Source organism: Roseiflexus sp. (genome assembly GCF_057785375.1).
The window spans coordinates 1-21,712 of sequence record NZ_JBYNRX010000045.1 but is presented as its reverse complement, the minus strand read 5'-3'; the positions used below and the strand labels follow the sequence as shown (position 1 = coordinate 21,712).

The 21,712-nt window shown below is 61.1% G+C and carries 20 protein-coding genes; 16 read left to right on the top strand and 4 right to left on the bottom strand.

The features are described 5' to 3' along the window. Positions 1 to 330 precede the first annotated feature (330 nt). Complete coding sequence (ppdK, locus tag AC3EA7_RS08395; RefSeq protein WP_488613594.1) at positions 331 to 3,000, top strand: pyruvate, phosphate dikinase; 2,670 nt, start codon at positions 331 to 333, stop codon at positions 2,998 to 3,000. A gap of 125 nt (positions 3,001 to 3,125) precedes the next feature. On the opposite strand, the gene AC3EA7_RS08390 is transcribed toward ppdK, so the two are convergent. Further along, positions 3,126 to 4,373, bottom strand: a complete 1,248-nt coding sequence (locus AC3EA7_RS08390; protein WP_488613593.1) for a glycosyltransferase family 4 protein — start codon at positions 4,371 to 4,373, stop codon at positions 3,126 to 3,128. 274 nt (positions 4,374 to 4,647) lie between these two features. On the opposite strand from AC3EA7_RS08390, the gene AC3EA7_RS08385 reads away from it, so the two are divergent. The 8 genes from AC3EA7_RS08385 to AC3EA7_RS08350 all read left to right on the top strand — a co-directional run bounded on the left by AC3EA7_RS08385 (position 4,648) and on the right by AC3EA7_RS08350 (position 10,601). Continuing rightward, the gene (locus tag AC3EA7_RS08385; protein ID WP_488613592.1) at positions 4,648 to 4,932 is read left to right on the top strand and encodes a hypothetical protein; all 285 of its coding nucleotides are present in this window, start codon (positions 4,648 to 4,650) and stop codon (positions 4,930 to 4,932) included. Then, positions 4,922 to 5,710 (top strand): phosphonate ABC transporter, permease protein PhnE, encoded by a 789-nt coding sequence (gene phnE / locus AC3EA7_RS08380; RefSeq protein ID WP_488613591.1) that lies wholly within the window; start codon positions 4,922 to 4,924, stop codon positions 5,708 to 5,710. The genes AC3EA7_RS08385 and phnE overlap by 11 nt, the downstream gene beginning before the upstream one ends. Further along, entirely contained in the window at positions 5,710 to 6,540 is an 831-nt protein-coding gene (locus tag AC3EA7_RS08375; protein WP_488613590.1) for a PhnE/PtxC family ABC transporter permease, read from the top strand. The genes phnE and AC3EA7_RS08375 overlap by 1 nt, the downstream gene beginning before the upstream one ends. Before the next feature lie 9 nt (positions 6,541 to 6,549). Further along, positions 6,550 to 6,975: a phosphonate C-P lyase system protein PhnG gene (phnG, locus tag AC3EA7_RS08370; protein WP_488613589.1), complete on the top strand. Its 426-nt coding sequence runs from the start codon at positions 6,550 to 6,552 to the stop codon at positions 6,973 to 6,975. A gap of 2 nt (positions 6,976 to 6,977) precedes the next feature. After that, positions 6,978 to 7,610, top strand: a complete 633-nt coding sequence (phnH, locus tag AC3EA7_RS08365) for a phosphonate C-P lyase system protein PhnH (RefSeq protein ID WP_488613588.1) — start codon at positions 6,978 to 6,980, stop codon at positions 7,608 to 7,610. A 128-nt stretch (positions 7,611 to 7,738) separates the two neighbouring features. After that, complete coding sequence (locus tag AC3EA7_RS08360) at positions 7,739 to 8,899, top strand: carbon-phosphorus lyase complex subunit (protein WP_488613587.1); 1,161 nt, start codon at positions 7,739 to 7,741, stop codon at positions 8,897 to 8,899. After that, the gene (locus AC3EA7_RS08355) at positions 8,896 to 9,762 is read left to right on the top strand and encodes an alpha-D-ribose 1-methylphosphonate 5-phosphate C-P-lyase PhnJ (protein ID WP_488613586.1); all 867 of its coding nucleotides are present in this window, start codon (positions 8,896 to 8,898) and stop codon (positions 9,760 to 9,762) included. Before AC3EA7_RS08360 ends, AC3EA7_RS08355 begins: the two co-directional genes overlap by 4 nt. Next, complete coding sequence (locus AC3EA7_RS08350; protein WP_488613585.1) at positions 9,762 to 10,601, top strand: ATP-binding cassette domain-containing protein; 840 nt, start codon at positions 9,762 to 9,764, stop codon at positions 10,599 to 10,601. The genes AC3EA7_RS08355 and AC3EA7_RS08350 overlap by 1 nt, the downstream gene beginning before the upstream one ends. Before the next feature lie 538 nt (positions 10,602 to 11,139). Here the strand turns inward: AC3EA7_RS08350 and AC3EA7_RS08345 are convergent. After that, positions 11,140 to 11,280 (bottom strand): hypothetical protein, encoded by a 141-nt coding sequence (locus tag AC3EA7_RS08345; protein WP_488613584.1) that lies wholly within the window; start codon positions 11,278 to 11,280, stop codon positions 11,140 to 11,142. On the opposite strand from AC3EA7_RS08345, the gene AC3EA7_RS08340 reads away from it, so the two are divergent. From AC3EA7_RS08340 to AC3EA7_RS08330, 3 genes are all read left to right on the top strand, one after another. After that, positions 11,257 to 11,973 carry a phosphonate C-P lyase system protein PhnL gene (locus tag AC3EA7_RS08340; RefSeq protein ID WP_488613583.1) on the top strand — a complete coding sequence of 239 codons (717 nt, stop codon included), beginning with the start codon at positions 11,257 to 11,259 and terminating at the stop codon, positions 11,971 to 11,973. The genes AC3EA7_RS08345 and AC3EA7_RS08340 overlap by 24 nt on opposite strands. 3 nt (positions 11,974 to 11,976) lie before the next feature. Next, the gene (locus AC3EA7_RS08335; protein WP_488613582.1) at positions 11,977 to 13,155 is read left to right on the top strand and encodes an alpha-D-ribose 1-methylphosphonate 5-triphosphate diphosphatase; all 1,179 of its coding nucleotides are present in this window, start codon (positions 11,977 to 11,979) and stop codon (positions 13,153 to 13,155) included. Positions 13,156 to 13,472: 317 nt separating this feature from the next. Further along, on the top strand, positions 13,473 to 14,648 hold the full coding sequence (locus AC3EA7_RS08330) for an MFS transporter (protein WP_488613581.1): 1,176 nt from the start codon (positions 13,473 to 13,475) through the stop codon (positions 14,646 to 14,648). Positions 14,649 to 14,965: 317 nt separating this feature from the next. Here the strand turns inward: AC3EA7_RS08330 and AC3EA7_RS08325 are convergent, their stop codons facing one another. Continuing rightward, the gene (locus AC3EA7_RS08325) at positions 14,966 to 16,267 is read right to left on the bottom strand and encodes an AI-2E family transporter (protein ID WP_488613580.1); all 1,302 of its coding nucleotides are present in this window, start codon (positions 16,265 to 16,267) and stop codon (positions 14,966 to 14,968) included. 91 nt (positions 16,268 to 16,358) lie between these two features. Here AC3EA7_RS08325 and AC3EA7_RS08320 point away from each other — a divergent pair, with 91 nt between their 5' ends. Further along, positions 16,359 to 17,294: a nucleoside hydrolase gene (locus AC3EA7_RS08320; RefSeq protein ID WP_488613579.1), complete on the top strand. Its 936-nt coding sequence runs from the start codon at positions 16,359 to 16,361 to the stop codon at positions 17,292 to 17,294. A gap of 76 nt (positions 17,295 to 17,370) precedes the next feature. Here the strand turns inward: AC3EA7_RS08320 and AC3EA7_RS08315 are convergent, their stop codons facing one another. Further along, complete coding sequence (locus AC3EA7_RS08315; RefSeq protein ID WP_488613578.1) at positions 17,371 to 18,045, bottom strand: response regulator transcription factor; 675 nt, start codon at positions 18,043 to 18,045, stop codon at positions 17,371 to 17,373. Between the two features lie 99 nt (positions 18,046 to 18,144). Between AC3EA7_RS08315 and fabG the strand changes: the two genes are divergently transcribed. The 3 genes from fabG to AC3EA7_RS08300 all read left to right on the top strand — a co-directional run bounded on the left by fabG (position 18,145) and on the right by AC3EA7_RS08300 (position 21,621). Beyond that, entirely contained in the window at positions 18,145 to 18,900 is a 756-nt protein-coding gene (fabG, locus tag AC3EA7_RS08310) for a 3-oxoacyl-ACP reductase FabG (protein ID WP_488613577.1), read from the top strand. Between the two features lie 179 nt (positions 18,901 to 19,079). Further along, positions 19,080 to 20,108 (top strand): peptidoglycan DD-metalloendopeptidase family protein, encoded by a 1,029-nt coding sequence (locus tag AC3EA7_RS08305; protein ID WP_488613576.1) that lies wholly within the window; start codon positions 19,080 to 19,082, stop codon positions 20,106 to 20,108. A gap of 91 nt (positions 20,109 to 20,199) precedes the next feature. After that, positions 20,200 to 21,621, top strand: a complete 1,422-nt coding sequence (locus AC3EA7_RS08300) for a malic enzyme-like NAD(P)-binding protein (protein ID WP_488613575.1) — start codon at positions 20,200 to 20,202, stop codon at positions 21,619 to 21,621. Positions 21,622 to 21,712: the final 91 nt, after the last annotated feature.

The window sequence follows — 21,712 nt, the reverse complement described above, 5'->3', positions numbered from 1 at the left end:
TGCACAACGGCGGCGCTGTCGGTGCGAAACGACATTGGGCGGAGCACTGCGCAGACAAGGGTGCACGGACAACAAGACGACGTGCGCGATTCCTGGTTCCAGGCTTCCAGTTCTCGGTTCTCAGTTCTCGGTTCTCAGTTCTCAGTTCTCAGTTCTCAGTTCTCAGTTCTCAACCATATTATACACATTTCTTCCTGGTTCCCGCAATACTGCCCGTTGCACATTTCCTCATACTGATGTAATATCCTGAATAACTCCAAAAGTTGCAATGGAACGTATACGCGTTGCAACCGGCCGGAATATAGGCGCTTTCTACAAGGGGGAAAGATTATGTCAAAAAAATGGGTCTACCTCTTCACCGAAGGTAACGCGTCAATGCGCGATCTCCTCGGTGGCAAAGGCGCTGGCGTGGCTGAGATGACCCGTACCGGCGTCCCTGTTCCTCCCGGTTTCACTATCACCACCGAAGCCTGCAACGAATACTACGCGCGAGGCAAACAGTTCCCCGAAGGATTATGGGAACAGACCCTCGAAGCGTTGAAAGTGATCGAAGAGCAGGTCGGCAAGAAGTTCGGCGACCCGAACAATCCGCTGCTGGTCTCAGTTCGCTCCGGCGCGCGCGAGTCGATGCCCGGCATGATGGATACTGTCCTCAACCTCGGTCTCAACAAAGAGACGCTCGAAGGAATAGCCCGTCTCACCGACAACCCGCGTTTCGCCGCCGACGCCTATCGGCGGTTCGTTCAGTTGTTCGGCAAGATCGTGCTCGGCGTCGATGGCGAGAAGTTCGAGCACGTGATGAGCGAGGCGAAGGGCAAAGATCGCCAGGATACCGATCTGAGCGCTGAAGAATTGATGCAGATCGCCGAAACATTCAAAGCGATCATCAAAGAAGACGCCGGGGTCGATTTCCCTGAAGACCCGTATGAGCAGTTGCGTATGGCAATCACGGCGGTCTTCAACTCCTGGATGGGGCGCCGCGCCGTCGATTACCGCCGCGTCTACAAAATTCCCGACACGCTCGGCACCGGCGTGAACGTGCAGACAATGGTCTTCGGCAATATGGGCAACGACAGCGCAACCGGCGTTGCTTTCACGCGCAACCCGGCAACCGGCGCCGACGAACTGTACGGCGAGTATCTGGTGAACGCGCAGGGTGAAGATGTGGTAGCTGGCATCCGCACGCCCAAACCGATCAGCAAACTGCGTGAGGAAATGCCCGAGGTGTACGAGCAGTTCTCCGAGATTGCCAAGATGCTCGAGCGGCACTACAAAGACGTGCAGGACGTTGAGTTCACCATCGAGCGCGGTAAACTCTGGATGCTCCAGACGCGCAACGGCAAGCGCACCGGTATGGCAGCGGTGAAGATCGCTGTCGATATGGTCAATGAAGGGCTGATCGACAAGCGCACCGCGCTGCGCCGCGTCCAGCCGGAGATGCTCAACCAGTTCCTTTTCCCGATCGTCAACCCCAATGTCGCCGAGCACGCTACCAAACTGGCGCGCGGGCTGGCTGCCGGTCCCGGCGCCGCACAGGGGCGTGTCGTGCTTGACCCGGACGAAGCGGCAGCACGCTCGGAGCAGGGCGAGCGCGTCATTCTGGTGCGCACCGAAACAGCGCCCGAGGATTTCCACGGCATGGTCGCATCCCAGGCGATCCTGACAGCGCGCGGCGGATTGACCAGCCATGCGGCGGTGGTGGCGCGCCAGCTCGGCAAGTGCTGCGTCTGCGGCTGCGGCGACCTGGAGATCGACTACAAGGCTGGCACGGTGCACGTCCACGGAACTGACATCACCCTGAAGGACGGCGACTGGATCACGGTCGATGGTCACTCTGGCTGGGTCTATGCCGGCCAGGTCGAAACGCAGGAAGCGGAAGTCATTCAGGTGATTCGCGGCCAGATGAAGCCGGAAGAATCGAAACTCTACAGCTACTTCACCACCTTCCTGAGCTGGGCGGACGAAGTGCGCCGTCTCGGGGTGCGCGCCAATGCCGACACACCGACCGATGCACGTATGGCGCGGCTCTTCGGCGCCGAAGGCATCGGTCTGTGCCGCACCGAGCACATGTTCTTCGAAGGCGACCGCATCGACGCTGTGCGCGAGATGATTGTGGCGAACACCGTCGAGGAACGGCGCAAGGCGCTGGCAAAGATCGAGCCGCTCCAGCAGGGAGACTTCGAGGGCATTTTCGAGGTCATGGACGGTCTACCGGTCACTATCCGCACGCTCGACCCGCCGCTCCACGAGTTCCTGCCGCACGGCGACCACGAGATCGAGGACCTGGCGCATAAGATGGGCATCGACGCCATGGTGCTCAAAGCGAAGATCGAGGGTCTGCGCGAGGCGAACCCAATGCTCGGCTTCCGCGGCTGCCGCCTGGGCATCGAGTATCCGGAGATCACCGAGATGCAGGCGCGCGCCATCTTCCATGCGGCAGCCAACTGCCAGGCGCGCGGCATCACTGTGCACCCTGAGATCATGATCCCGCTCGTCGGCGATGTGAGTGAACTGCGGATGCAGGGCGACATTGTGCGCCGCGTCGCCGATGAGGTCATGGCGGAGACCGGACAAAAGATCGACTACCTGCTCGGCACCATGATCGAAGTGCCGCGCGCTTCATTGACCGCCGACAAGATTGCGACGGTTGCCGAGTTCTTCTCCTTCGGCACCAACGACCTGACGCAGATGACGTTCGGCATGAGCCGCGACGATGCCGGACGCTTCCTGCCGCTCTACGTCGAACGCAAACTGCTGAAGGACGACCCGTTCGAGGTGCTGGATCAGGAAGGCGTCGGGCAGTTGGTGCGGATGGGGGTTGAGCGCGGGCGCAGCACCCGCCCCGATTTGAAGACCGGCATCTGCGGCGAGCACGGCGGCGAGCCGGAAAGTGTGAAGTTCTGCCATCGCGTCGGGCTGAACTACGTCTCATGCAGCCCATACCGCGTCGTCATCGCCCGGCTGGCGGCAGCGCAGGCGGTTCTGGAAGAGCAGAAATAATCGGCGGTCCAGGCGCCTGTTGGAACGCAGAGAGTGGAAGGTAAAGAGCGGAAGGTGGAGACGTTGTAATGCAACGTCTCCACCTTTTGTCGCCACCTTCCATCTCACGTCTCCACCTTACGTCTTTACCCTCCATACGCTCCCGCGAACTGAAACGCAGCAACGGCATAGGTGTCGCGCTGTGGGTGGCGCCATTCCTCACAGACCCGCCGGTAAACCTCCTGCGTCGTCTGTGCGATGGTCTGCCAATTGTAGCGTGTGCAGACTTCCTGAAATGCATTTGCGGCACGCTGTTGCGACCAGTCGGGATGCGCCAGCGTATGTCGGATGCCCCAGGCGAGTGAGTCGACATTGTTCGGATAGACCGTCAGCCCGGTTTCGTGGAGCCTGACGACCTCGGCAAGCCCGCCGGTATGCGCCACGACGACCGGGCACCTCGATGCCATCGCCTCCAGCGCCACAATGCCGAACGGTTCGTAGAGCGACGGGAACACTGCTGCATCCGCCGCGTGGTACAGCCAGTCGCGCTCCTCATCGCTGATGCGACCAGCGAAAAGAATGGCGTCTGTCAGACCCGCACGGTGCGCGCGCTCCTGAAGCGCATCGAGATATGCGCCAGCGCCGGCAATGACCAGGCGCGCCTGCGGGAACTGCGTCAGCACCTGCGACCAGGCATCGACCAGGACGTGCAATCCCTTTTCATACACAATCCGCCCGACCGAGAATACCAGCGGTCGATCATCACATGCAAAACGGCGACGAAATGCCAGCCGTTCCTCATCGCTGTCGAATGGCGATGGCCGAACCACCACGCCATTTGGAACAACCTCGATCTTCTCGCGCGGCGTGTCGAAGGCGGAATGAATTTCGTGCGCCATGAAATGCGAACAGGCGATCACCCGGCTCGCCTCACTTGTCAATAACCGCTCCAGACGATCGATTTGAACCGAGAGATCAGTCGTCAGATGGCCTTGCTGCCGCCCGCGTTCCGTCGCGTGGATCGTTGCCAGCAGCGGCAGATGGCAAAAACGCTTGAGCGTCATGCCCGCAGATGCGACCAGCCAGTCGTGCGCGTGAATCAGATCAAAGCCACCGATATGGCGATGCAGATCAAGCGCAGCCTGCCGCAGCGCAACGTTCAACTCCTGCGTCAGTGGGAAGAATGTGCGATCAGCAACCGGTGGAACAGCCACCCGGTGAACATGAACGCCTTGCACCGTGTGTTCGTAGTTGTCACCATGGTGGAGATTTGGGGTGACGATATGAACCTCAACGCCGATCTGCGCCAGCGCGTCGGTCAAATCGGTCACGTGGCGCCCCAGGCCGCCGATCAGATGCGGCGGGTACTCCCAGGACAACATCAAAATCCGCATAGACCCTCGACAAAAAGAACCGGCTGCCGTTTTGCAGCACGCGATGGCACACAGTCTGGCGCGCATCATCACGCAATGCAAACAATAGCCGGGACGATCATCGCACCAGGGCGAATTTGTATTATTAAGGATTATAGCATAACCGGTTTAGAATGTCACCTTTCAAACAAATGACAATATCAAGATGCCTGCCTGACATACTTGTTCATCGCCAAGTGCAAGGGTGACGGTCACCTTTACATACACTTAGCCAGGAGTTCAGCAGCAGCCAAAGATGATGCTGTGTGATGAACCAATTGCCTCGCTCGATCCCAGCTCGGCGAAGGTGATTATGGATACGCTGCGCGACATCAATCAGACGATGGGCATTTCTTTGCTGGTCAACCTGCATCAGGTCGATGTCGCACTGCATTATGCCGAACGGATTATTGGCATCAACCGCGGACAAGTGATCTACGATGGTCCGCCGCAGGCATTGAGTAGCGAGCAGATCTATCAGATTTATGGCTCAGAAGCGGGCGAACTCATCCTCGACGTGAAGGAGCGGTATGCAGCCTGAAGCCTTTTTTCTCCGGCGGCGCATGCAATCGGCGATCTTTTTTGCAGCGATCCTCGGATTGACCTACGGCGGCATCCTGCTCACGCAGTTCGATGTTATCCAGGGATTGCAGGCAGTTCCGCGCGCCTTCGCCTGGGGTATCGTCAACTTTGTTCCCGATGAGCGGTCATGGTCACGTCTGCCCCGCATTCTCGAGAAACTGCAAGAAACCGTGCTGATGGCAGTCGCCTCGTCGAGCATCGCCTCAGTGTTTGGGTTTGGGCTGGCGCTGCTTGGCGCCAACACAACGCGCCCGCATCCCTGGTTCAGTCTGCCGGCGCGTATGCTCGCCAGCGTCTTCCGCAACATCGATGTATCGGTCTGGGCGCTGATCCTGATTTTCTCGTTTGGGCAGAGCGGTTTTACCGGCTTCTTTGCCCTGTTCTTCGTCACCTTCGGGTTCATCACGCGCGTGATGGTCGAGACAATCGATGAGGTGAGCACCGACTCGGTGGAGGCGCTGCGAGCAACGGGGGCCGGTTATGGCGCGATCATCAGCCAGAGCGTCATCCCTGCCTGCCTGCCGCAATTGATCAGCTGGGTGCTCTATATGATCGAAACCAACATCCGCAGCGCGACGCTTGTGGGTATTCTCACCGGCACCGGCATTGGTTTTCTGTCCGACCTCTACTTCAAGAATTTCAACTACGGCGCAGCCAGCCTGGTCGTGCTGGCGACCGTTGTTGCCGTTTTGCTGATTGAAACGGCATCGAACGCTATTCGAAGGACAATTCTCTGATGGAAATGGAAACAACCCTCTCGTCCCGCCGCATCTGGGTGCGGCCCCGAAATCGTGCCAATCTCGTGATTCAGGCGACGCTCCTGGCGCTCACGATCCTGACTATCTATGGACTGGCGACGATTGATGCGCGCAATGTAGATTTCTTCACCGCTCTCGGCGATATGCTCAATAATTTTCGCATTGCCCTGTTCGAAGCGCGGCTTAAGAACCTGAGCTGGTTTGAGCTGTTTCGAGAACTAATGGTCACTGTTGGGCTAGGACTGCTTACAACGGTGTTCGGGGCGGTGTTCGCTTTCTTCCTCGCATTGTTCGCCGCGCAGAACCTGGCGCCGCGCCGCGTCACCGATGCGGTCAAAGCAATCATGGCGTTCGTGCGGGCAGTGCCGACGGTGCTCTGGGTGCTCTTCTTTGCTGTAACCGCCGGCTTGGGCGCGGCAGCTGCCGTCATCGGCATGACATTCCATTCGATCAGCTATCTGGTCAAAGCATATGCTGAGACGTTCGAGGAACTCGATGAAGGAACGCTCGAAGCGCTACGAGCCAGCGGCGCCAACTGGTGGCAGACGGTGTTTCAGGCGGTGGCGCCCTCATCGGCATCGGCGCTCCTCTCGTGGACGTTCGTGCGCTTCGAGATCAACTTCTCGGTGGCGATTGCGATGGGAGCGACGGCTGGCGCCGGCGGCATTGGCTTCGATATGTTTATGGCGAGCGGATTCTACCTCGACCTCCGCGAACTCGGCATCTTTACCTATGCGGTGTTGCTCTTCGCCATTCTGCTAGAATGGGGGGCGACGCGCTTGAAGGAAACGGTTGGCACGAAACGCTAGGTAAGCACGATGAGTATGCTGACAGACTCGCACATTCTCAGTTGCAGCCCGCCACTCCTGGTCTGTGAACTGGCGGAACAGGCGCTGATACGGTACGACCGTAACGCCATCACGTTTATCAGCGGGCCGCGCTGCGTTCTGGTGCAGTTGCGAATGATCGAAGGCGTTGCGGCAACTGCCTTCAACGCCGGTGAAATCCTGGTCACCGAGACCCGGCTGGAACTCAATGGGCAGTTTGGCTTCGGTATGGTGATCGGAAATAACCCTGATCATGCCACAGCCCTGGCCATCCTGGACGCTGCTCTGCGCATGCCGGACGATCCGCATGCCGATCTGCGTCCGCGCATTGCGGAGCTGGGCCGCATGCTCAGCGCCAGCCGTGAACGCCGCTTCGCCGCTGCGGCTGCAACGCGGGTCGAGTTTGAGACATTCTGAAAATGACCGTAATCGTTTCTGCACCACCCACACCACTTGAACAGTTCAACGGGCGCACCTTCCGGGTTCTGCTCGATTGTCTGGCGCGCCCTGGCAGGGTCGGGCAGTTGCCTGCACCCCCCTTCGCCGATCTGCCGCGGCTGACGGATGGCGCACCGCCGAGTCCGGCCACTGTGGCGGCAGGCATGAGCCTGCTCGATCAGACGGTCAGTTTCGCGCAGGCAGCGGGGAAAGCGTGGCTCTCCGCCGATCATCCATTGACGCGCTGGATAGCGCTCCGCAGCAATGCCCGCCCGATTGCGCCAGAAGCGGCGGATTTCGCACTCCTTCACGACTCGGCAAGTGCAGTCCTGCTCGGTGCATTGAAGGAAGGCACGCTCCTTTACCCCGAGCAGAGTTGCACGGCGTTTCTGTGCGTGCCGGAGATCGTCGCTGGCGGCGCTACGCTGCGCCTGACCGGTCCAGGCATTGCTGGCGAGGCGACGATTGGGCTGCCAGGTGTTGCGCCGATGGAACTCGAGGCGTTGACTGCGCGACGCGGACGCTTTCCGCTCGGCATCGACATCTTTCTGATCGATCAGCGGGGCTGCTGTCTGGGTTTGCCGCGCACGACGCAGTTTACTCGTGTGTACTGAGAGGAGACGACCTTCCTGCCGGAACGCTTCGGGCTGAAGCCCTTGCTGAAATCATGCAAGCCCCTGTAGTATTTCTAGGTCCTGATCTCTAGCCCGCAGCTCAGAAGGTACGTTGTTGCGAGGATGGTATGGGATATGTGGCTGTTCGTGGCGGCGCTGAAGCGGTTGCCCGCGCCGAGGAACTGGTCGAGTGCCTGCGATTGATGGGAGGCGGCACGCCGCTGCACCTGCCGCAGATCCGCGATCAGATCCGCCACGCGGTGAGCCGGGCGATGCACGAGGGTGCGCTCTACGCGCCATTGCTGGCAGCGCTGGCGGTCAAGCAGGCTGAAGGCGACAGCATCGAAGCCGCCTTTCTGCTCCGCGCCTACCGCACGACGCTGCCGCGTGTGATGGCGTCGCTGCCGGTGTCAGGACGCGACATGATGTGCCTGCGCCGTATTTCGGCGTCGTTCAAGGACATCCCCGGCGGGCAGATGCTCGGTCCTGCCGCCGATTATCTGATCCGGCTCCTTCAACCGGCGCTTGCCGACGAGGATATGAGCGCCGTCGTCCGCGCTGCCGAACGCTACGAGGCGCTGATCGCCATCGGCGGTCAACATCCTGGCGAGGTCGGGCGCTTCCCCAAAGTGGCCGACTATATGCGGCAGGAGCGGATGATCGTCGATGTACCGCATGAACCGCTGCGCGAAGCGCCGTTCGACATTACCCGCGAACCGCTCACCTTCCCCTGCCCGCGCAGCGCGCGCCTGCAAGCAATGGCGCAGGCTGACACCGGCAGCCTGATGAGCCTGGCGTACAGCAGCGTGCGCGGCTATGGCGACGCGCACCCGACGCTAGTCGAGTTGCGCTACGGCTACCTGCCCGTCCAGGTGGTGCATCCGCTGACCGGTGAACCAATCACGATCGGCGAGATCGAAGCCACCGAGGCCGAGGTAGCCTCGAAAGCGCACAGCGTTGTCAACAGCGCCGAACCGCCGCGTTTCAACGTCGGCTATGGCTTCGCCTTCGGACAGAGCGAACTCAAGGTCATGAGCATGGCAATCCTCGACAGTGTGCTGACGCAGGCGCGTATCGGCAGTCTCAGCGGCGAGTCCGGTCCTGCCGCTGACGAAGAGTTTGTCCTGTTGCACAGCGATGGCATCGAAGCCAGCGGCTTCGTTGCCCATTTCAAACTGCCGCATTATGTCACCTTCGAGGCCGATCTGCGCGTCCTCGACCGCGCCCGTGATCATCACGCCGCCCATCTTGGTCAACTGGTCGATCAGGCGCTGGAGGAGCAGAGATGAACGCGAACATCGATCAGTTGTACAACTTCGCCTTGCTCGACGAAGATGCCAAACGCGCGATCCGGCGCAGCCTGCTCAAGGCAGTGGCGCTCCCCGGTCACCTGGTTCCCTTCGCCAGCCGCGACCTGCCGATCGCGCGCGGCTGGGGCACCGGCGGCCTCCAGATCACCCTGGCGCTGATCACGCCCGATGACACGCTCAAGGTCATCGACCAGGGAGACGACGAGAGCGTGAATGCGGTCAATCTCCGGCGACTGATCACACGCACGACCGGCATCACGACGACGGTTGACACAGCGGCGGCCACCGTGATCCAGACCCGCCACCGCATTCCCGAAGAGCCGCTGCGCGATGACCAGATTCTGGTGTTGCAGGTGCCGATGGCTGACCCGTTGCGCTGGGTCGAGCCGAATCTGGAACGCGCCACGATTATGCACAGCGAAGCCGACTACGGCAAGATGTGGGTCTATCTGTACGAAAGCGTGGTACGGGCTGGCGACCTGCGCATTGCCAGCCAGTATCCGGTGATCGTCAACCGTCGCTACCTGATGGACACCACGCCGATTCCGCGCTGGGACGTTCCCAAACTGCACATGGCCGAGACGCTCTCCCTCTTCGGCGCAGGACGCGAGAAGCGCATCTACGCCGTCCCGCCGTACACGGCGGTCGAACCGTTGCAATTCGACGATTACCCCTTCCGCACCGAATACCGACCGGGCCAGCGCTGCGCTCGCTGCGGCGCCGAGAACACCTTCCTCACCACGCATTTCGTCGCCGACGCACACGGCGGGCGCTGGGAAGCGACCTGTTCCGACGCCAGTTATTGCGCAAAACGACGTACACCGGCGGAGGCGACCGTGTGATGGACGAAAACTGGCTGTTGCGCATCGAGCAACTCAACAAGCATTTCGGTCCTACCTGCCCCGATTGTGGTCGCCTGACCGGACCCGACGCCGGACGGTCGCGCTGCCCGCATTGCGGCACCGTGTGGGCGTGCGTCGATGTCAATGTGCAACTGGCAGTGGGCGAGGTGCTCGGCATCGTCGGTGAAAGCGGCAGTGGCAAGAGCACGTTGCTCCAGATGATTCATCTGGCGATTCGCCCTGACAGCGGGCGCATCTGGTATTGCGACAATGGCGAAACACCCCGCGATCTCCTGGCGCTCGACCGCTACGAAGCGCGACTCTTTCGCAACACGCGCCTCGGCATCGTCTATCAACGGCCCGAACTGGGACTGAATATGCGATTCTCGGTAGGCGGCAACGTGGCCGAAAAATTGCTCCTGGCTGAATGGCGCCACTTCGGTCGCATCCGCGTGCGCACTGCCGATCTGATGGACAAAACCGAGCTGCCGCCGGAGCGCATCGACGATGAACCGGCCACCTTCAGCGGCGGGATGCTGCAACGGGTCCAGATCGCCAAGGCGCTCGCCAGCCGCCCGACACTCCTCCTGCTCGATGAGATCACGAGCGGGCTGGATGTCTCGGTGCAGGCGCGCGTGCTCGATCTGCTGCGGCGTATTCAATGGGAAGATGGCATCACCATGCTGCTGGTCTCGCACGACCTGGGAGTGGTGCGGCAACTTGCGCGCCGCACAATTGTGATGAAGAACGGTCATATCGTTGAGGCGGGCCTCACCGACCAGATTCTGGAAGACCCGCAGCATCCGTACACGCAACTGCTGGTGTCGTCGGCGTTGTAGCCAGGAGTGAGGCGCGAGGCGCGAGGGAAGAGGCGTGAGGCGTGAGGTGCGAGGGAAGAGGCGCGAGGGAAGAGGCGTGAGGGGTGAGGGAAGAGGCGTGAGGGGTGAGGGAAGAGGCGTGAGGCGTGAGGGGTGAGGCGCGAGGCGCGAGGGAAGAGGCGTGAGGCGTGAGGGAAGAGGCGTGAGGCGTGAGGGGCGTTACACCTGCCAACGTTGAACGTGGTAAGGTTGCACGCAGGGGCGTGGCGGCACCACGTCCACGGTGAACACGAGGCGGAACATCCTTCGTGCCGCTTCGTGTCCTTCGTGGACGATCCAGCGAACAAGGCGTGAGGGGTGAGGCGCGAGGGAAGAGGCGTGTGGCGATTGAGACGCCGTTCACCAGCGCAGGCATCAATACCGGTGCTGATCGGACGAAGCCTCGCGCAGGGCGGGCGGTGGGCATCCGCTTGCTCCGTGGCGAGGGTGCGGCTGCACCCTTTGTTCGAGTCAGTCCGGCAGGTATGGGATTTGAGCAATGAAGCCGGTATCGCCCGGTTCAGCCCGCGCAGGCGGGCTGCGCAACAGGAGCCTGCGGCTTCAGCCGCCGGGCGCCCAGGCGGACAGCGGCATAAGTACTTAAAAAACCATCAGCCGCCAGGCGGACGAGCGGATCATGGACGATGTATTCAATATCCATATGACCCATCTCCTCGAGGTGTACAACCTCCACAAATCATTTACGCTCCACCTGATCGACGGGCGCACCATCACGCCGGTGCGCGACGTCAGTTTCAGTGTGGCGGCTGGTGAGCATCTCCTCATCTACGGGCGCAGCGGGATGGGAAAAACCAGTATTCTCAAGTGCATCTATCGCTCGTACCTGCCCACATCTGGTGCGATCTGGTTCGATTCGCACACATTCGGACGCATCGATCTTTGCCGCGCCAGCGAAAGCGTCATCCTGCAACTGCGCGAGCGCGAGATTGGCTTCTGCTCCCAATTCCTGCGCGCACTCCCGCGCATCTCGGCGCTCGATACACTCTGCGAACCGCTCTACCGGCAACAGATGGATCGGACGATGGCGCAGAAAATCGGGCGGGAATGGTTGAACCGGTTGGGCATTGCACCCGAACTGTGGCAGGCAAGCCCGCTCACCTTCAGTGGCGGCGAGCAACAGCGCATCAACCTGGGGCGCGCTTTCATCGCCCGACCGCGCCTGCTGCTGCTCGACGAACCGACCGCCAGCCTCGACGACGCAATCAAACAGGTGGTGATCGGTATGATCCAGGCAGCGCAGGCGGAAGGCACGGCGATCATCAGCGTCTCGCACGATCTGGCTGCCCTGGGCGCCTGCGCCAACCGGCAATGGACCTTTCAGCCAGCGAGGTAATGTGTGCAGTTCCTGTTGACGAACGCAACTGTCGTCTTGCCCGACCGGGTGATGGATGATGGGTGGGTGGCGATTGACCGGGGACGGATCAGCGCCATCGGGCGCGGCGCTTACCCGCAGTCGCCGACCATGCCGCATTTCGATCTCGATGGCGCTTGCCTGCTCCCCGGGCTGGTCGATCTTCACTGCGACGTGATCGAGAAACTGGTGCAGCCGCGCCCCGGTGTGACGATTGAACCCGGCGTTGCGCTTCACGCCGCCGATCGACTCCTGCTTGGATGCGGCGTAACCTGCCAGTTCCATGCGCTCTCGCTCGATGATGCCGAATTTGGCGTGCGCAGCGAACAGTTTGTGCACGATTTTCTCTCCCGCCTGCGCGTAGAACGGCGCTGCGGCGCGCGTCATCTGATGCATGCCCGCGTGGAAGTGAGCAGCGAACGAGGCATTGAGGCGCTGAAGACAATACTCGGTCATCCGCTGCTCCGCCTGGTCTCGATCATGGATCACAGTCCAGGGCAGGGCCAGTACACCACCGAAGCAGCCTTCCGCAAGTATGTCATGCAAATGGGTGGGCGCAATGATGCCGAGATTGATCTGATCCTGAAACGCAAGCGCGCATTACAGACCGACAGCCCGCGCCGGATTGCGCAGATCATCGCATGGGCGACGCAGTATGGGCTGCCGGTCGCCAGCCACGATGACGATACGCCAGCAAAGGTCGCGCAACTGGTCGAATATGGCGTGCGCATTGCCGAGTTTCCCACCACCATGAGCGCAGCGCAGGCGGCGCATGCCGCCGGACTATCAGTTGGCATGGGCGCGCCGAATGTCTTGCGCGGCGCCTCCAGCAGCGGCAACCTGAGCGCACTCGCCGCCATCGAAGCCGGTGTGGTCGACTGGCTCTGCGCCGACTACTATCCAGCCGCGCTGCTGCCGGTCATCTTCCGGCTGGCAGACCGCGGAACCCTGAGCCTGCCCGCCGCCGTTGCGCTGGTGAGCTATCACCCGGCGCGCGCGGTTGGGCTTGATCAGCAGATCGGCAGCATTCAGCCCGGTCGTATCGCCGATCTGATCGTCGTGCGGCGTATGCCGGATCCCGTCGTGCAGCAAGCCTTCATCGGCGGCCGGCCCGTCTACACCTGGGCGGAGCGGGCGGAAAGCCCCAGTGGTCTCTTCGCCTGATTCGAATGCACACAAAGACACAGAGATGCCGGTCACAGGATGATTTCTCTCCCCATGGTCTGTGAAAACCCGTCGCACCCTGCGAATCCGTGTCCTCTCAAATGGGACACGGACTCACACGGATCGTGACGGATTGACACGGATGATCAGTTATTCCCCCGATCCGTGACAATCCGTCGCATCCGTGCCAATCCGTGTCCTATTACCGATCCCCCCTTGCGGTCTCGTCCCACCTCGCCCGAATTGCAGCGATCCAGTATAATCGTCTATCCGTACCAACTGATTGGTTTACCGCAACTGTGCTCAAGGACTCCGCCGTGCTCAAGAGTCGTCTCCTGATCTCGATCAGCGCCGGTCATTTTGCCGTTGATGTGCTCAACAGCGTCGTTCCCGTATTGCTGGCGGCGCTGGCTGTGCCACTCGCGCTCAGTAATGCCCAGATTGGGCTTGCGCTCACCATCCAGATCTTCGCCGGAGCGCTCTCACAGCCGCTCTTCGGCTGGCTGGCGGATCGCTTCAGTGCACGTCCGGCAGCCCTGGCCGGCGCCGGCGTGGCGTGGATGGCGCTCTGCCTGGCGGCAATTGCCTTCGCAACGAATTGGACGCTGATTGTGCTTCTGGTCGGTTTGATGGCGCTGGGATCAGGACTCTTCCATCCGATCGGAACGGCGAGCGCAGCGGCTTCGGCGCCGGCGCGCGCCGCAAGCGCGACCGCGATCTTCTTCTTCAGCGGGCAACTTGGGCTGTCGCTCGGTCCGCTGCTGGGAGGCGCGTTGCTCGGCGCTGCGAATGGCGCGTATGCGATCCTGGCGCTGACAGCGCTGGCGCTCGCGCCTGCGGTGTTCCTGTTCGCTGCGCCGCGGCCGGTGATACCGGTGGGGGGAACGGCGCGCGCAGCCCACGCGGCAGTCCGCGTCGGGGTTGCTATTCTGGCGGCGTTTATCGTCCTGGTGGCGCTGCGCTCGTCGATCCAGTCGGTATTTATGTCGTTTTTGCCGAAACTCTTCGCCGATCGCGGCTGGGAACCGGTCGCCTATGGCGCGATTGCGGGCACGTTTATGTTCACTGCCGCCATTGGCAATATCATCGCCGGTGACATCGCCGACCGCTTTGGCATGCGCGCTGCGACGATCTGGCCCCTGCTGATCAGTGTTCCTGCCGGGCTGATCTGCCTCTGGTCCCCCTCGCCGCTGACGGCTTTCATCGCCTGCGGCGTCGCCGGGATGGTCATCGGCGGTCAACACAGCGTGCTGGTGGTGCACGCACAACGGTTGCTGCCGGTGCGTCAGGGATTCGCTGCCGGGCTGATCCTGGGGTTCACCTTTGCGACCGGGGGTATCGGCACGGCGCTGGTAGGGGCGCTGGCGGACACGGTGGGGTTGCTGCCTGCAATGCAGGGTGCGGTACTGCTCGCGATCCCCGCCGCCGCGCTGGCGCTCACCCTGCCGGGGCGCGAGTCGGCCACGGCCGTGGCGGCAGCGGCTGAGGCTTAGGATCAGCACTTTTCAAATGACAGGAGTTACGCGGTCGCCTCACAGGCAAGCCGCATGACGGCTCTTTTTGCCTTCGGCAGAGCAGTATTTGTCTTCTTTTGTGGTGTAGTGCGACGGCTTCGCCGCCGCACTACACCACCTTGATGGTAGTACCACGCTGCCGCAGGCTCTGGCGAAGCCAGAAAATGCGCCACCGCGTAACTCCTGTCAAATGACAGGAGTTACGCGGGAGCCGCGTGATGGCTCTTTTTGCCTTCGGGAGAGCGGTACTTGTCTTCCTTCGCGCCTCTTTGTGTCCTTTGTGGACGGATCACCCCTCAGGAAGTCTGACTTTCCGGTTTGGCCGCATGAATAATCGGCGCGTGCCCTGCTGCAACGCGCTGGAGGCTTTCTTCCGGCGCGCATCCTTCCAGCCGCAGGTAGGCGTACTTGAAGAGGTCGCGCGCGGTGGCGACCGCTGGCGCTGCCAGAATGATGCCGAACAGCCCGAACAGGGTGCCCATCACGATCATCGCCACCGTCAGCACCGCCGGATGAACGCCGACGCTCTCGCCGATGATGCGCGGCACCAGCAGGCTGTTCTCGAGTTGCTGGACGGCGATATACAGCACAAGAACGGCGATGCCTGCCGTTGGTGAGATGCCAAACCCCAGAATCACCCCCGGAATGGCGCCGATCGTTGGACCAAGCACCGGAATGAACTCGGTGACGCCAGCGATCAACGCCAGCACCAGAACATAGTCGCCAAGCGGGAAACCGAGCATCTCCAGCCCCACCAGACCGATGCCGACCGCCAGACCAACCGCAACACACAGAATGATCTGCCCGCGAATGTACCCGCCCAACACCCGGTTGAAAATATCCCACACATTCCAGAAATCGGCGCGGGCGCGCGGATGTACGAGCCGATTGAAGAAGACCCGCCCCTGATGCTTGTCGTACAGCACATAGAACAGCCAGATCGGCAGCGAAATGAAGCCCAAAATGAATGTGACAGTATTGAGCAGTTGAATGAGCTGGTTTAGAAGAAACGCGCCCCCGCGTTGCAGATAGGTGTCGACGTTATTTTGCAACGAACGCAGCAGGTTCGCCAGGCTATCTTCAATGGGTTGCTGTAACGACGGCGGCGCCTGATCGCGGTACTGTCGAATCATCGAGTCAAGAAACCGCTGAGCCTCGCTGAATGAGGGCAACTGACGGATCAACCGTTCGACCTGTTCGACCAGCGGCGGAATAATCAGCGCAAAAGTCGCTGCGATCCCCAGAAAACCCAGGATGTAGACAGCAAGAATGGAGAGCCAGCGCGGCATCCAGCGGTCGAAGAAATCCACGGCTGGCGCCATCAGATATGCCAGCACGAGACCAATGATGAACGGGATCAACACCGGGCGCGTTGCCCAGAGCATCCAGCCAATGCTGTAGAGCGCCAGCGCCACCAGCGACCAGCGCGCAACCAGGCGCCAGATAGCTGGCCACGTCATCCCCTGGACGACCGGCATATCTGCGACCGGTTCAGCCGTGCTGTGATCCCTCTTGCCAGCATCACCATCGGACGGCTGGGCATCGATGGGGGGTGGCGCCTCTATCGTTTCTTCTTCCTGCGGCTCGACTGTTTTCATGGCATATCACATTGCAACAATCATCATGGCGCTATCATACGTTACAATGGAGAGAACGCAGTGTCAAGGCGTTTTGATACGGAGAAACAAGATGATTCGCCTCATTCTCGACACCGACATCGGCACTGATGTCGATGATTGTCTGGCGCTGGCGCTCATTCTGGGGTCGCCCGAATTCCGCCTCGAAGGTGTGACGTGCGTGTACGGCGATGTGTTGCTCCGTAGCCGCATGGTGCGGAAACTGTTGAACCTGTGCGGACGCACGACCACCCCCGTGTTTGCCGGTGCGTCTCAACCGCTCCTGGAACTGCTGCCGGTCTATTGGGCAGGGCACGAAGGGATTGGGCTGCTCGACGAAGCTGATCATACGCTCGCGCCAGAAGCCGATCACGCTGTCGATTATCTGGTGCGCACCGTCATGAGTAATCCAGGACAGATTCACCTCGCTGCCATTGGTCCGCTGACGAATGTGGCGCTGGCGCTGAAACGCGAGCCACGCATTGCGCAGGCGCTGGCTGGTCTGACGATCATGGGCGGCGCGTGCCGGGGATACGAGTCGCTAAACATCGGTTATGCCGAGCACAACATCCGCTGCGACCCGGAAGCGGCGCATATCGTCTTCAGCTCCGGTGCGCCGATCTCGCTCGTCCCGCTCGATGCGACCCTGCAAACTCGCATCCGCCCGGCAGATGTCGAACGCATTCGGGCAGCAGGCACGCCATTCCACGCCGCAGTTGCCGACCAGGTCGCCCTGTACCCGCCATTCCGTTCGCGGGGTTTCACCTATTTGCACGATCCGCTGGCGGTAGCGACCATCCTCGCGCCCGATCTGGTACGCTGGCGCACGCTCCACGTCGATGTTGAGACGGGTGGACGGCTGACTGCTGGTATGACGCTGATGCGTGAACCATCCGATGCTGCGCCCGCGAATGCCCGGGTTGCTTTGAGCGTCGATGCAGCGCACTTCGAGGAATGGTTTCTCATGCGGGTCGCATCTGACAACGCAATGCAGATCCGCGGTCGCTAAACCTGACCTGACGATCAGCATTGACTGAGCGCATGTCTGCAAAAGTCAATAAGAACCGCGCTCATCTGGCGCGCCGTCATTCCTCACGCAGGATATAGCCAACGCCGCGCACCGTATGGATCAGACGCGGTTCGCCTTGCGCTTCGAGTTTCTGGCGCAGGTAGCGGACATAGACTTCGATGATGTTGCTCTCGCCGCCGAAATTGTACCCCCACACGCGATCGTAAATGACGTCGCGCGTCAGCACCTGCTGTGGGTGGCGCAAGAACAATTCGAGCAAATCGTATTCCTTTGCCGTGAGGTCCACCCGCCGGTCGCCAATGGTGACTTCGTGCGCGGCGAGATCCATTGTCAGCGGACCATAGCGCAGCACCGTCGCCGTGTCTTCGCGCTGGCGGCGGCGCAACTGAACGCGGATACGCGCCAGCAGTTCCTCAAAAGCGAATGGTTTGATCAGGTAATCGTCGGCGCCGGCTTCGAGACCGGCGACCCGATCCGGCACGGCGTCGCGCGCCGTAAGCATGATGATCGGCACATCCGAAGCGGCACGGAGACGGCGCACAACTTCCAGCCCATCAATACCCGGCAGCATCAGATCGAGCACTACCAGATCGGGCGGGCGTTCGCGCGCAATATCGAGCGCCTGACGTCCGTCGGCAGCGATTTCGACACTGTACCCCTCGAATGTCAGCCCGCGCCGGAGATAGCCGGCAATTTCAGCCTCGTCCTCAACGATTAAAATAGTGCTCATAGGGCTGCACAACAACCAACGGCGACAGGTTGCATCGCCAGGGATGCTATAGCATCGTGCATTGTAACAGACGGTTTTGCGTGTTGCAAGGAAACGAGCATGATCGGTAAAGAATTGCAGGATCAGGTTGCAGTCGTCACCGGCGCATCGCGGGGCATCGGGCGGGCGATTGCGCTGGCAATTGCGGCGCGCGGCGGGCGCGTGCTCGTCAACTACCAGCGCAACGCCGCTGCTGCTCAAGAGGTGGTCGCCGCCATCGAGGCGATGGGAAGCGAGGCAGTCGCATATGCTGCCAATGTCGCCGATGAGCGCGACGTCCAGGGAATGGTGGAGACCTGCCTTGCGCGGTGGGGACGGCTCGATGCGCTCGTCAACAACGCCGGAATGACCGGCGACGCGCCATTCGTGCGCATGCGCCCCGACCAGTGGCGCACTGTTATTGATGTCCATCTGACCGGCGCATTCCTCTGCAGCCGTGCAGCACTGGCGCCAATGCGCGCACAGAAGTATGGACGGATTGTCATGATCGGCTCGCTGGCTGGGCTGGCGGGGAATATCGGGCAGGCGAACTATGCCGCCGCCAAGGCCGGGCTTGTCGGTCTGGCGCGCGCCCTGGCGCGCGAAACGGCGCGCGATGGAATTACCGTGAATGTGGTTGCTCCGGGATACATCGAGACCAATATGCTCGCCACATTATCGGCGGTGAGACGACAGTGGGCGCTCGATGCGATTGCGATGGGGCGCTTCGGCACACCGGAGGAAGTCGCGGCAGCCGTCGTTTTTCTCCTCTCGCCATTGGCGTCGTACATCACCGGTCAGGTACTGGCCGTTGACGGCGGATGGGTCATGCCATGAAGCGTATCTGAACATCCGCCTCATGGCAAGGGTAGACGAAGGCAATGCCTTCGTCTACCCTTGCATGTTTCAAACACGCTCCTGGCGCCTGTAAGCATGTTGTCATGCACATAGGCGCTTTCTTCGGCTATGCTCTGCAAAGACATTCGCGCGCATACCGATCAACGACGCTGCACAGTATGACAACCAACCTGCGAACCCTACGCCGTAGTCGTGGACTGACCCTGACCGAACTGGCCATCCTCAGTGGCATTCCGGCGCGCCATCTCGGCGCCGTCGAACTTGGCATTCTCTCCCTCGACGGAGCAACGTGCACGCATCTGGCAAGCGTTCTGGCTGTTGCGCCACACGCCTTGCCCTATGCGCCTCCATCCGTTGCCTCGCATCCGCCCCTGATCGACCTTCAGCGCCTGACAATACCCTTTGCTATCGCCCTGACGACGACAACACTGGCCACGTCGCTCGTGTTGCACAGCGATCTGCCGACTCCGTTGCCGCAAAGCGTGCCGCTTGCGTCGCAGTCTGTCGTCGTTCCGCCAGCAGATTTCGCACCCGAAACCGCGCCTATCGGCAGAGCGATCAACGTTGAGGCGCTCAAAGCGACGCTCCTGGACAGCAGCGCTTCCACACCGGCGCGCCAGGCAACCCTGAGCGCTGCATCACGCGAAACCGCGACAGAAGAGGGAATCCAATCGCTCGAGCGGTCATTCTCAACGCTCTCACCTGCACCAGCAACAACGATCGAATCGAAACGCATCGACCGCACAGCGCCGCGTGGCTATCCGCTGATCGCGCCGGTAGGCCAGATCGTGACGACCCAGGGGTATGGCGAAGGCACCCACGCGCCGGCAGCCGTGTGGGGCGGGCTCGATTTCGCCATCGATGCAAATGGCGACGGCTACGCCGAACCGGGACCAACACGCGGCACACCGGTGATCGCCACGCACGATGGGATTGCGCGGGTCTATCCCGGCAGCTGGCCCGGCGGCAACTTCGTGCGCATCGAAAACCGCGAAACCGGCTGGACGACCGCATATGGACATCTTGATACTATTCTGGTCAGCGACGGGCAGGAAGTGCAACGTGGCGCTCAGATCGGCACAATCGGCAGCACCGGCTACGCCACCGGACCTCACCTGCACTACGAAGTCTGGCGACAGGGCATCAATGTCGATCCCACTCCGTTTGTCACACCGCCGAATACGTAACGCAGCCGCGCGGAACCAATTCTCATCCAACTCTTTCAGCATATCGTATAATCGGGCAACTGCGACACCCCCATGAAGACAGGAGCGCCTGATGACCGGAACACATCAAGGGATAGCCTACACATTGACCATTCGCTGTCAGATCGACAATCGCCCCGGTATGCTGGGCGCCATTGCCACTGCTATTGGCGAGAGCGGCGGCAACATTGGCGCTATCGACATTGTGCGCGTTGATCGCAAGCACCTTGTGCGCGACATTACCGTGCGTGTGCAGGATGAACTTCATGGCGACCGCATTGTTCGCCGCGTCAACGCAATTCCCGGCGTCGTTGTCACAAATGTAAGCGATCGGGTGTTTTCATTACACCAGGGCGGCAAGATTGCCATTCACAGTCGCACACTGCTCAAGAGCCGCGACGACCTCTCGCTGATCTACACCCCTGGCGTTGCGCGCGTTTGCCGGGCAATTGCGCGCGACGAAGAGAATGCCTTCTCACTGACGATCAAGAAAAACAGCCTGGCGATTGTCAGCGACGGCAGCGCCGTCCTGGGGCTGGGCAACATAGGCGCAGCAGCCGCAATTCCGGTTATGGAAGGAAAAGCGGTGCTTTTCAAAGAACTGGCAGACATAGACGCCTTCCCGATCTGCTTGAAGAGCCAGGACCCTGACGTGATTGTGGACACGGTCGAACAGATCTCACCGGTATTCGGCGCCATCAATCTGGAAGACATCGCTGCTCCCAGATGCTTCGACATCGAGGAACGTCTAGTCGAACGCCTCGATATTCCCGTGATGCACGACGATCAGCATGGCACGGCGGTTGTGGTGCTGGCCGGTCTGCGCAACGCGGCAACACTGGTTGGCAAGCGTCTCGACCAGATGCGTGTAGTGGTTAATGGGGTCGGCGCTGCGGGCACTGCCATTATTCGCAACCTTCTCAGCGCAGGAGTAGGCGAGATCACGGCGGTGAATCGTATGGGCATTCTCAACATCGCGGAAGATCAGCCACTCTCACCCGTGCAGCGACAGATCGCCGAACGCACGAATCATGAACGACGGCGGGGCGGGCTGGCGGAAGCGTTGATCGGCGCCGATGCCTTCATTGGCGTCTCAACCGGGAATCTGCTTACTGCCGGGATGGTGCAGAGTATGGGGAGTGACCCGATTGTCTTCGCGCTTGCGAATCCCATCCCCGAAGGCGATCCGGAAATGTTGCAGCACTATGCGCGCGTGGTTGCGACCGGTCGCTCCGATTTTCCCAACCAGATCAACAATGCGCTCAGTTTCCCTGGCATTTTTCGTGGGGCGCTCGACGTCCGCGCTGCGAGAATCACCCCGCGTATGCGTCTGGCGGCGGCGGAAGGTCTGGCGAGCGTCATCAGTCACGAGGAACTGAGCGAGGAATACATCATCCCCAGCGTCTTCAACCGCGACATTGTACCAGCCGTTGCAGCGGCGGTTGCGCAAGCTGCGCGTGAGGAAGGCGTCGCGCGCGCGGACAATGGCGCCTGACCGCGAACCAGACGGAGCAGTGGCGCCAGCAACTCCGAATAAACGGACATCACCCCCGCGAGCATACGCCATACATCCGAAATCCTCACAG

Bases quoted from the DNA above. Each gene is read 5' to 3' on its own strand.
- ppdK (WP_488613594.1), top strand. From the start codon at position 331: ATGTCAAAAAAATGGGTCTACCTCTTCACCGAAGGTAACGCGTCAATG.
- AC3EA7_RS08390 (WP_488613593.1), bottom strand. From the start codon at position 4,373: ATGCGGATTTTGATGTTGTCCTGGGAGTACCCGCCGCATCTGATCGGC.
- AC3EA7_RS08385 (WP_488613592.1), top strand. From the start codon at position 4,648: ATGATGCTGTGTGATGAACCAATTGCCTCGCTCGATCCCAGCTCGGCG.
- phnE (WP_488613591.1), top strand. From the start codon at position 4,922: ATGCAGCCTGAAGCCTTTTTTCTCCGGCGGCGCATGCAATCGGCGATC.
- AC3EA7_RS08375 (WP_488613590.1), top strand. From the start codon at position 5,710: ATGGAAATGGAAACAACCCTCTCGTCCCGCCGCATCTGGGTGCGGCCC.
- phnG (WP_488613589.1), top strand. From the start codon at position 6,550: ATGAGTATGCTGACAGACTCGCACATTCTCAGTTGCAGCCCGCCACTC.
- phnH (WP_488613588.1), top strand. From the start codon at position 6,978: ATGACCGTAATCGTTTCTGCACCACCCACACCACTTGAACAGTTCAAC.
- AC3EA7_RS08360 (WP_488613587.1), top strand. From the start codon at position 7,739: ATGGGATATGTGGCTGTTCGTGGCGGCGCTGAAGCGGTTGCCCGCGCC.
- AC3EA7_RS08355 (WP_488613586.1), top strand. From the start codon at position 8,896: ATGAACGCGAACATCGATCAGTTGTACAACTTCGCCTTGCTCGACGAA.
- AC3EA7_RS08350 (WP_488613585.1), top strand. From the start codon at position 9,762: ATGGACGAAAACTGGCTGTTGCGCATCGAGCAACTCAACAAGCATTTC.
- AC3EA7_RS08340 (WP_488613583.1), top strand. From the start codon at position 11,257: ATGGACGATGTATTCAATATCCATATGACCCATCTCCTCGAGGTGTAC.
- AC3EA7_RS08345 (WP_488613584.1), bottom strand. From the start codon at position 11,280: ATGGATATTGAATACATCGTCCATGATCCGCTCGTCCGCCTGGCGGCT.
- AC3EA7_RS08325 (WP_488613580.1), bottom strand. From the start codon at position 16,267: ATGAAAACAGTCGAGCCGCAGGAAGAAGAAACGATAGAGGCGCCACCC.
- AC3EA7_RS08320 (WP_488613579.1), top strand. From the start codon at position 16,359: ATGATTCGCCTCATTCTCGACACCGACATCGGCACTGATGTCGATGAT.
- AC3EA7_RS08315 (WP_488613578.1), bottom strand. From the start codon at position 18,045: ATGAGCACTATTTTAATCGTTGAGGACGAGGCTGAAATTGCCGGCTAT.
- fabG (WP_488613577.1), top strand. From the start codon at position 18,145: ATGATCGGTAAAGAATTGCAGGATCAGGTTGCAGTCGTCACCGGCGCA.
- AC3EA7_RS08305 (WP_488613576.1), top strand. From the start codon at position 19,080: ATGACAACCAACCTGCGAACCCTACGCCGTAGTCGTGGACTGACCCTG.
- AC3EA7_RS08300 (WP_488613575.1), top strand. From the start codon at position 20,200: ATGACCGGAACACATCAAGGGATAGCCTACACATTGACCATTCGCTGT.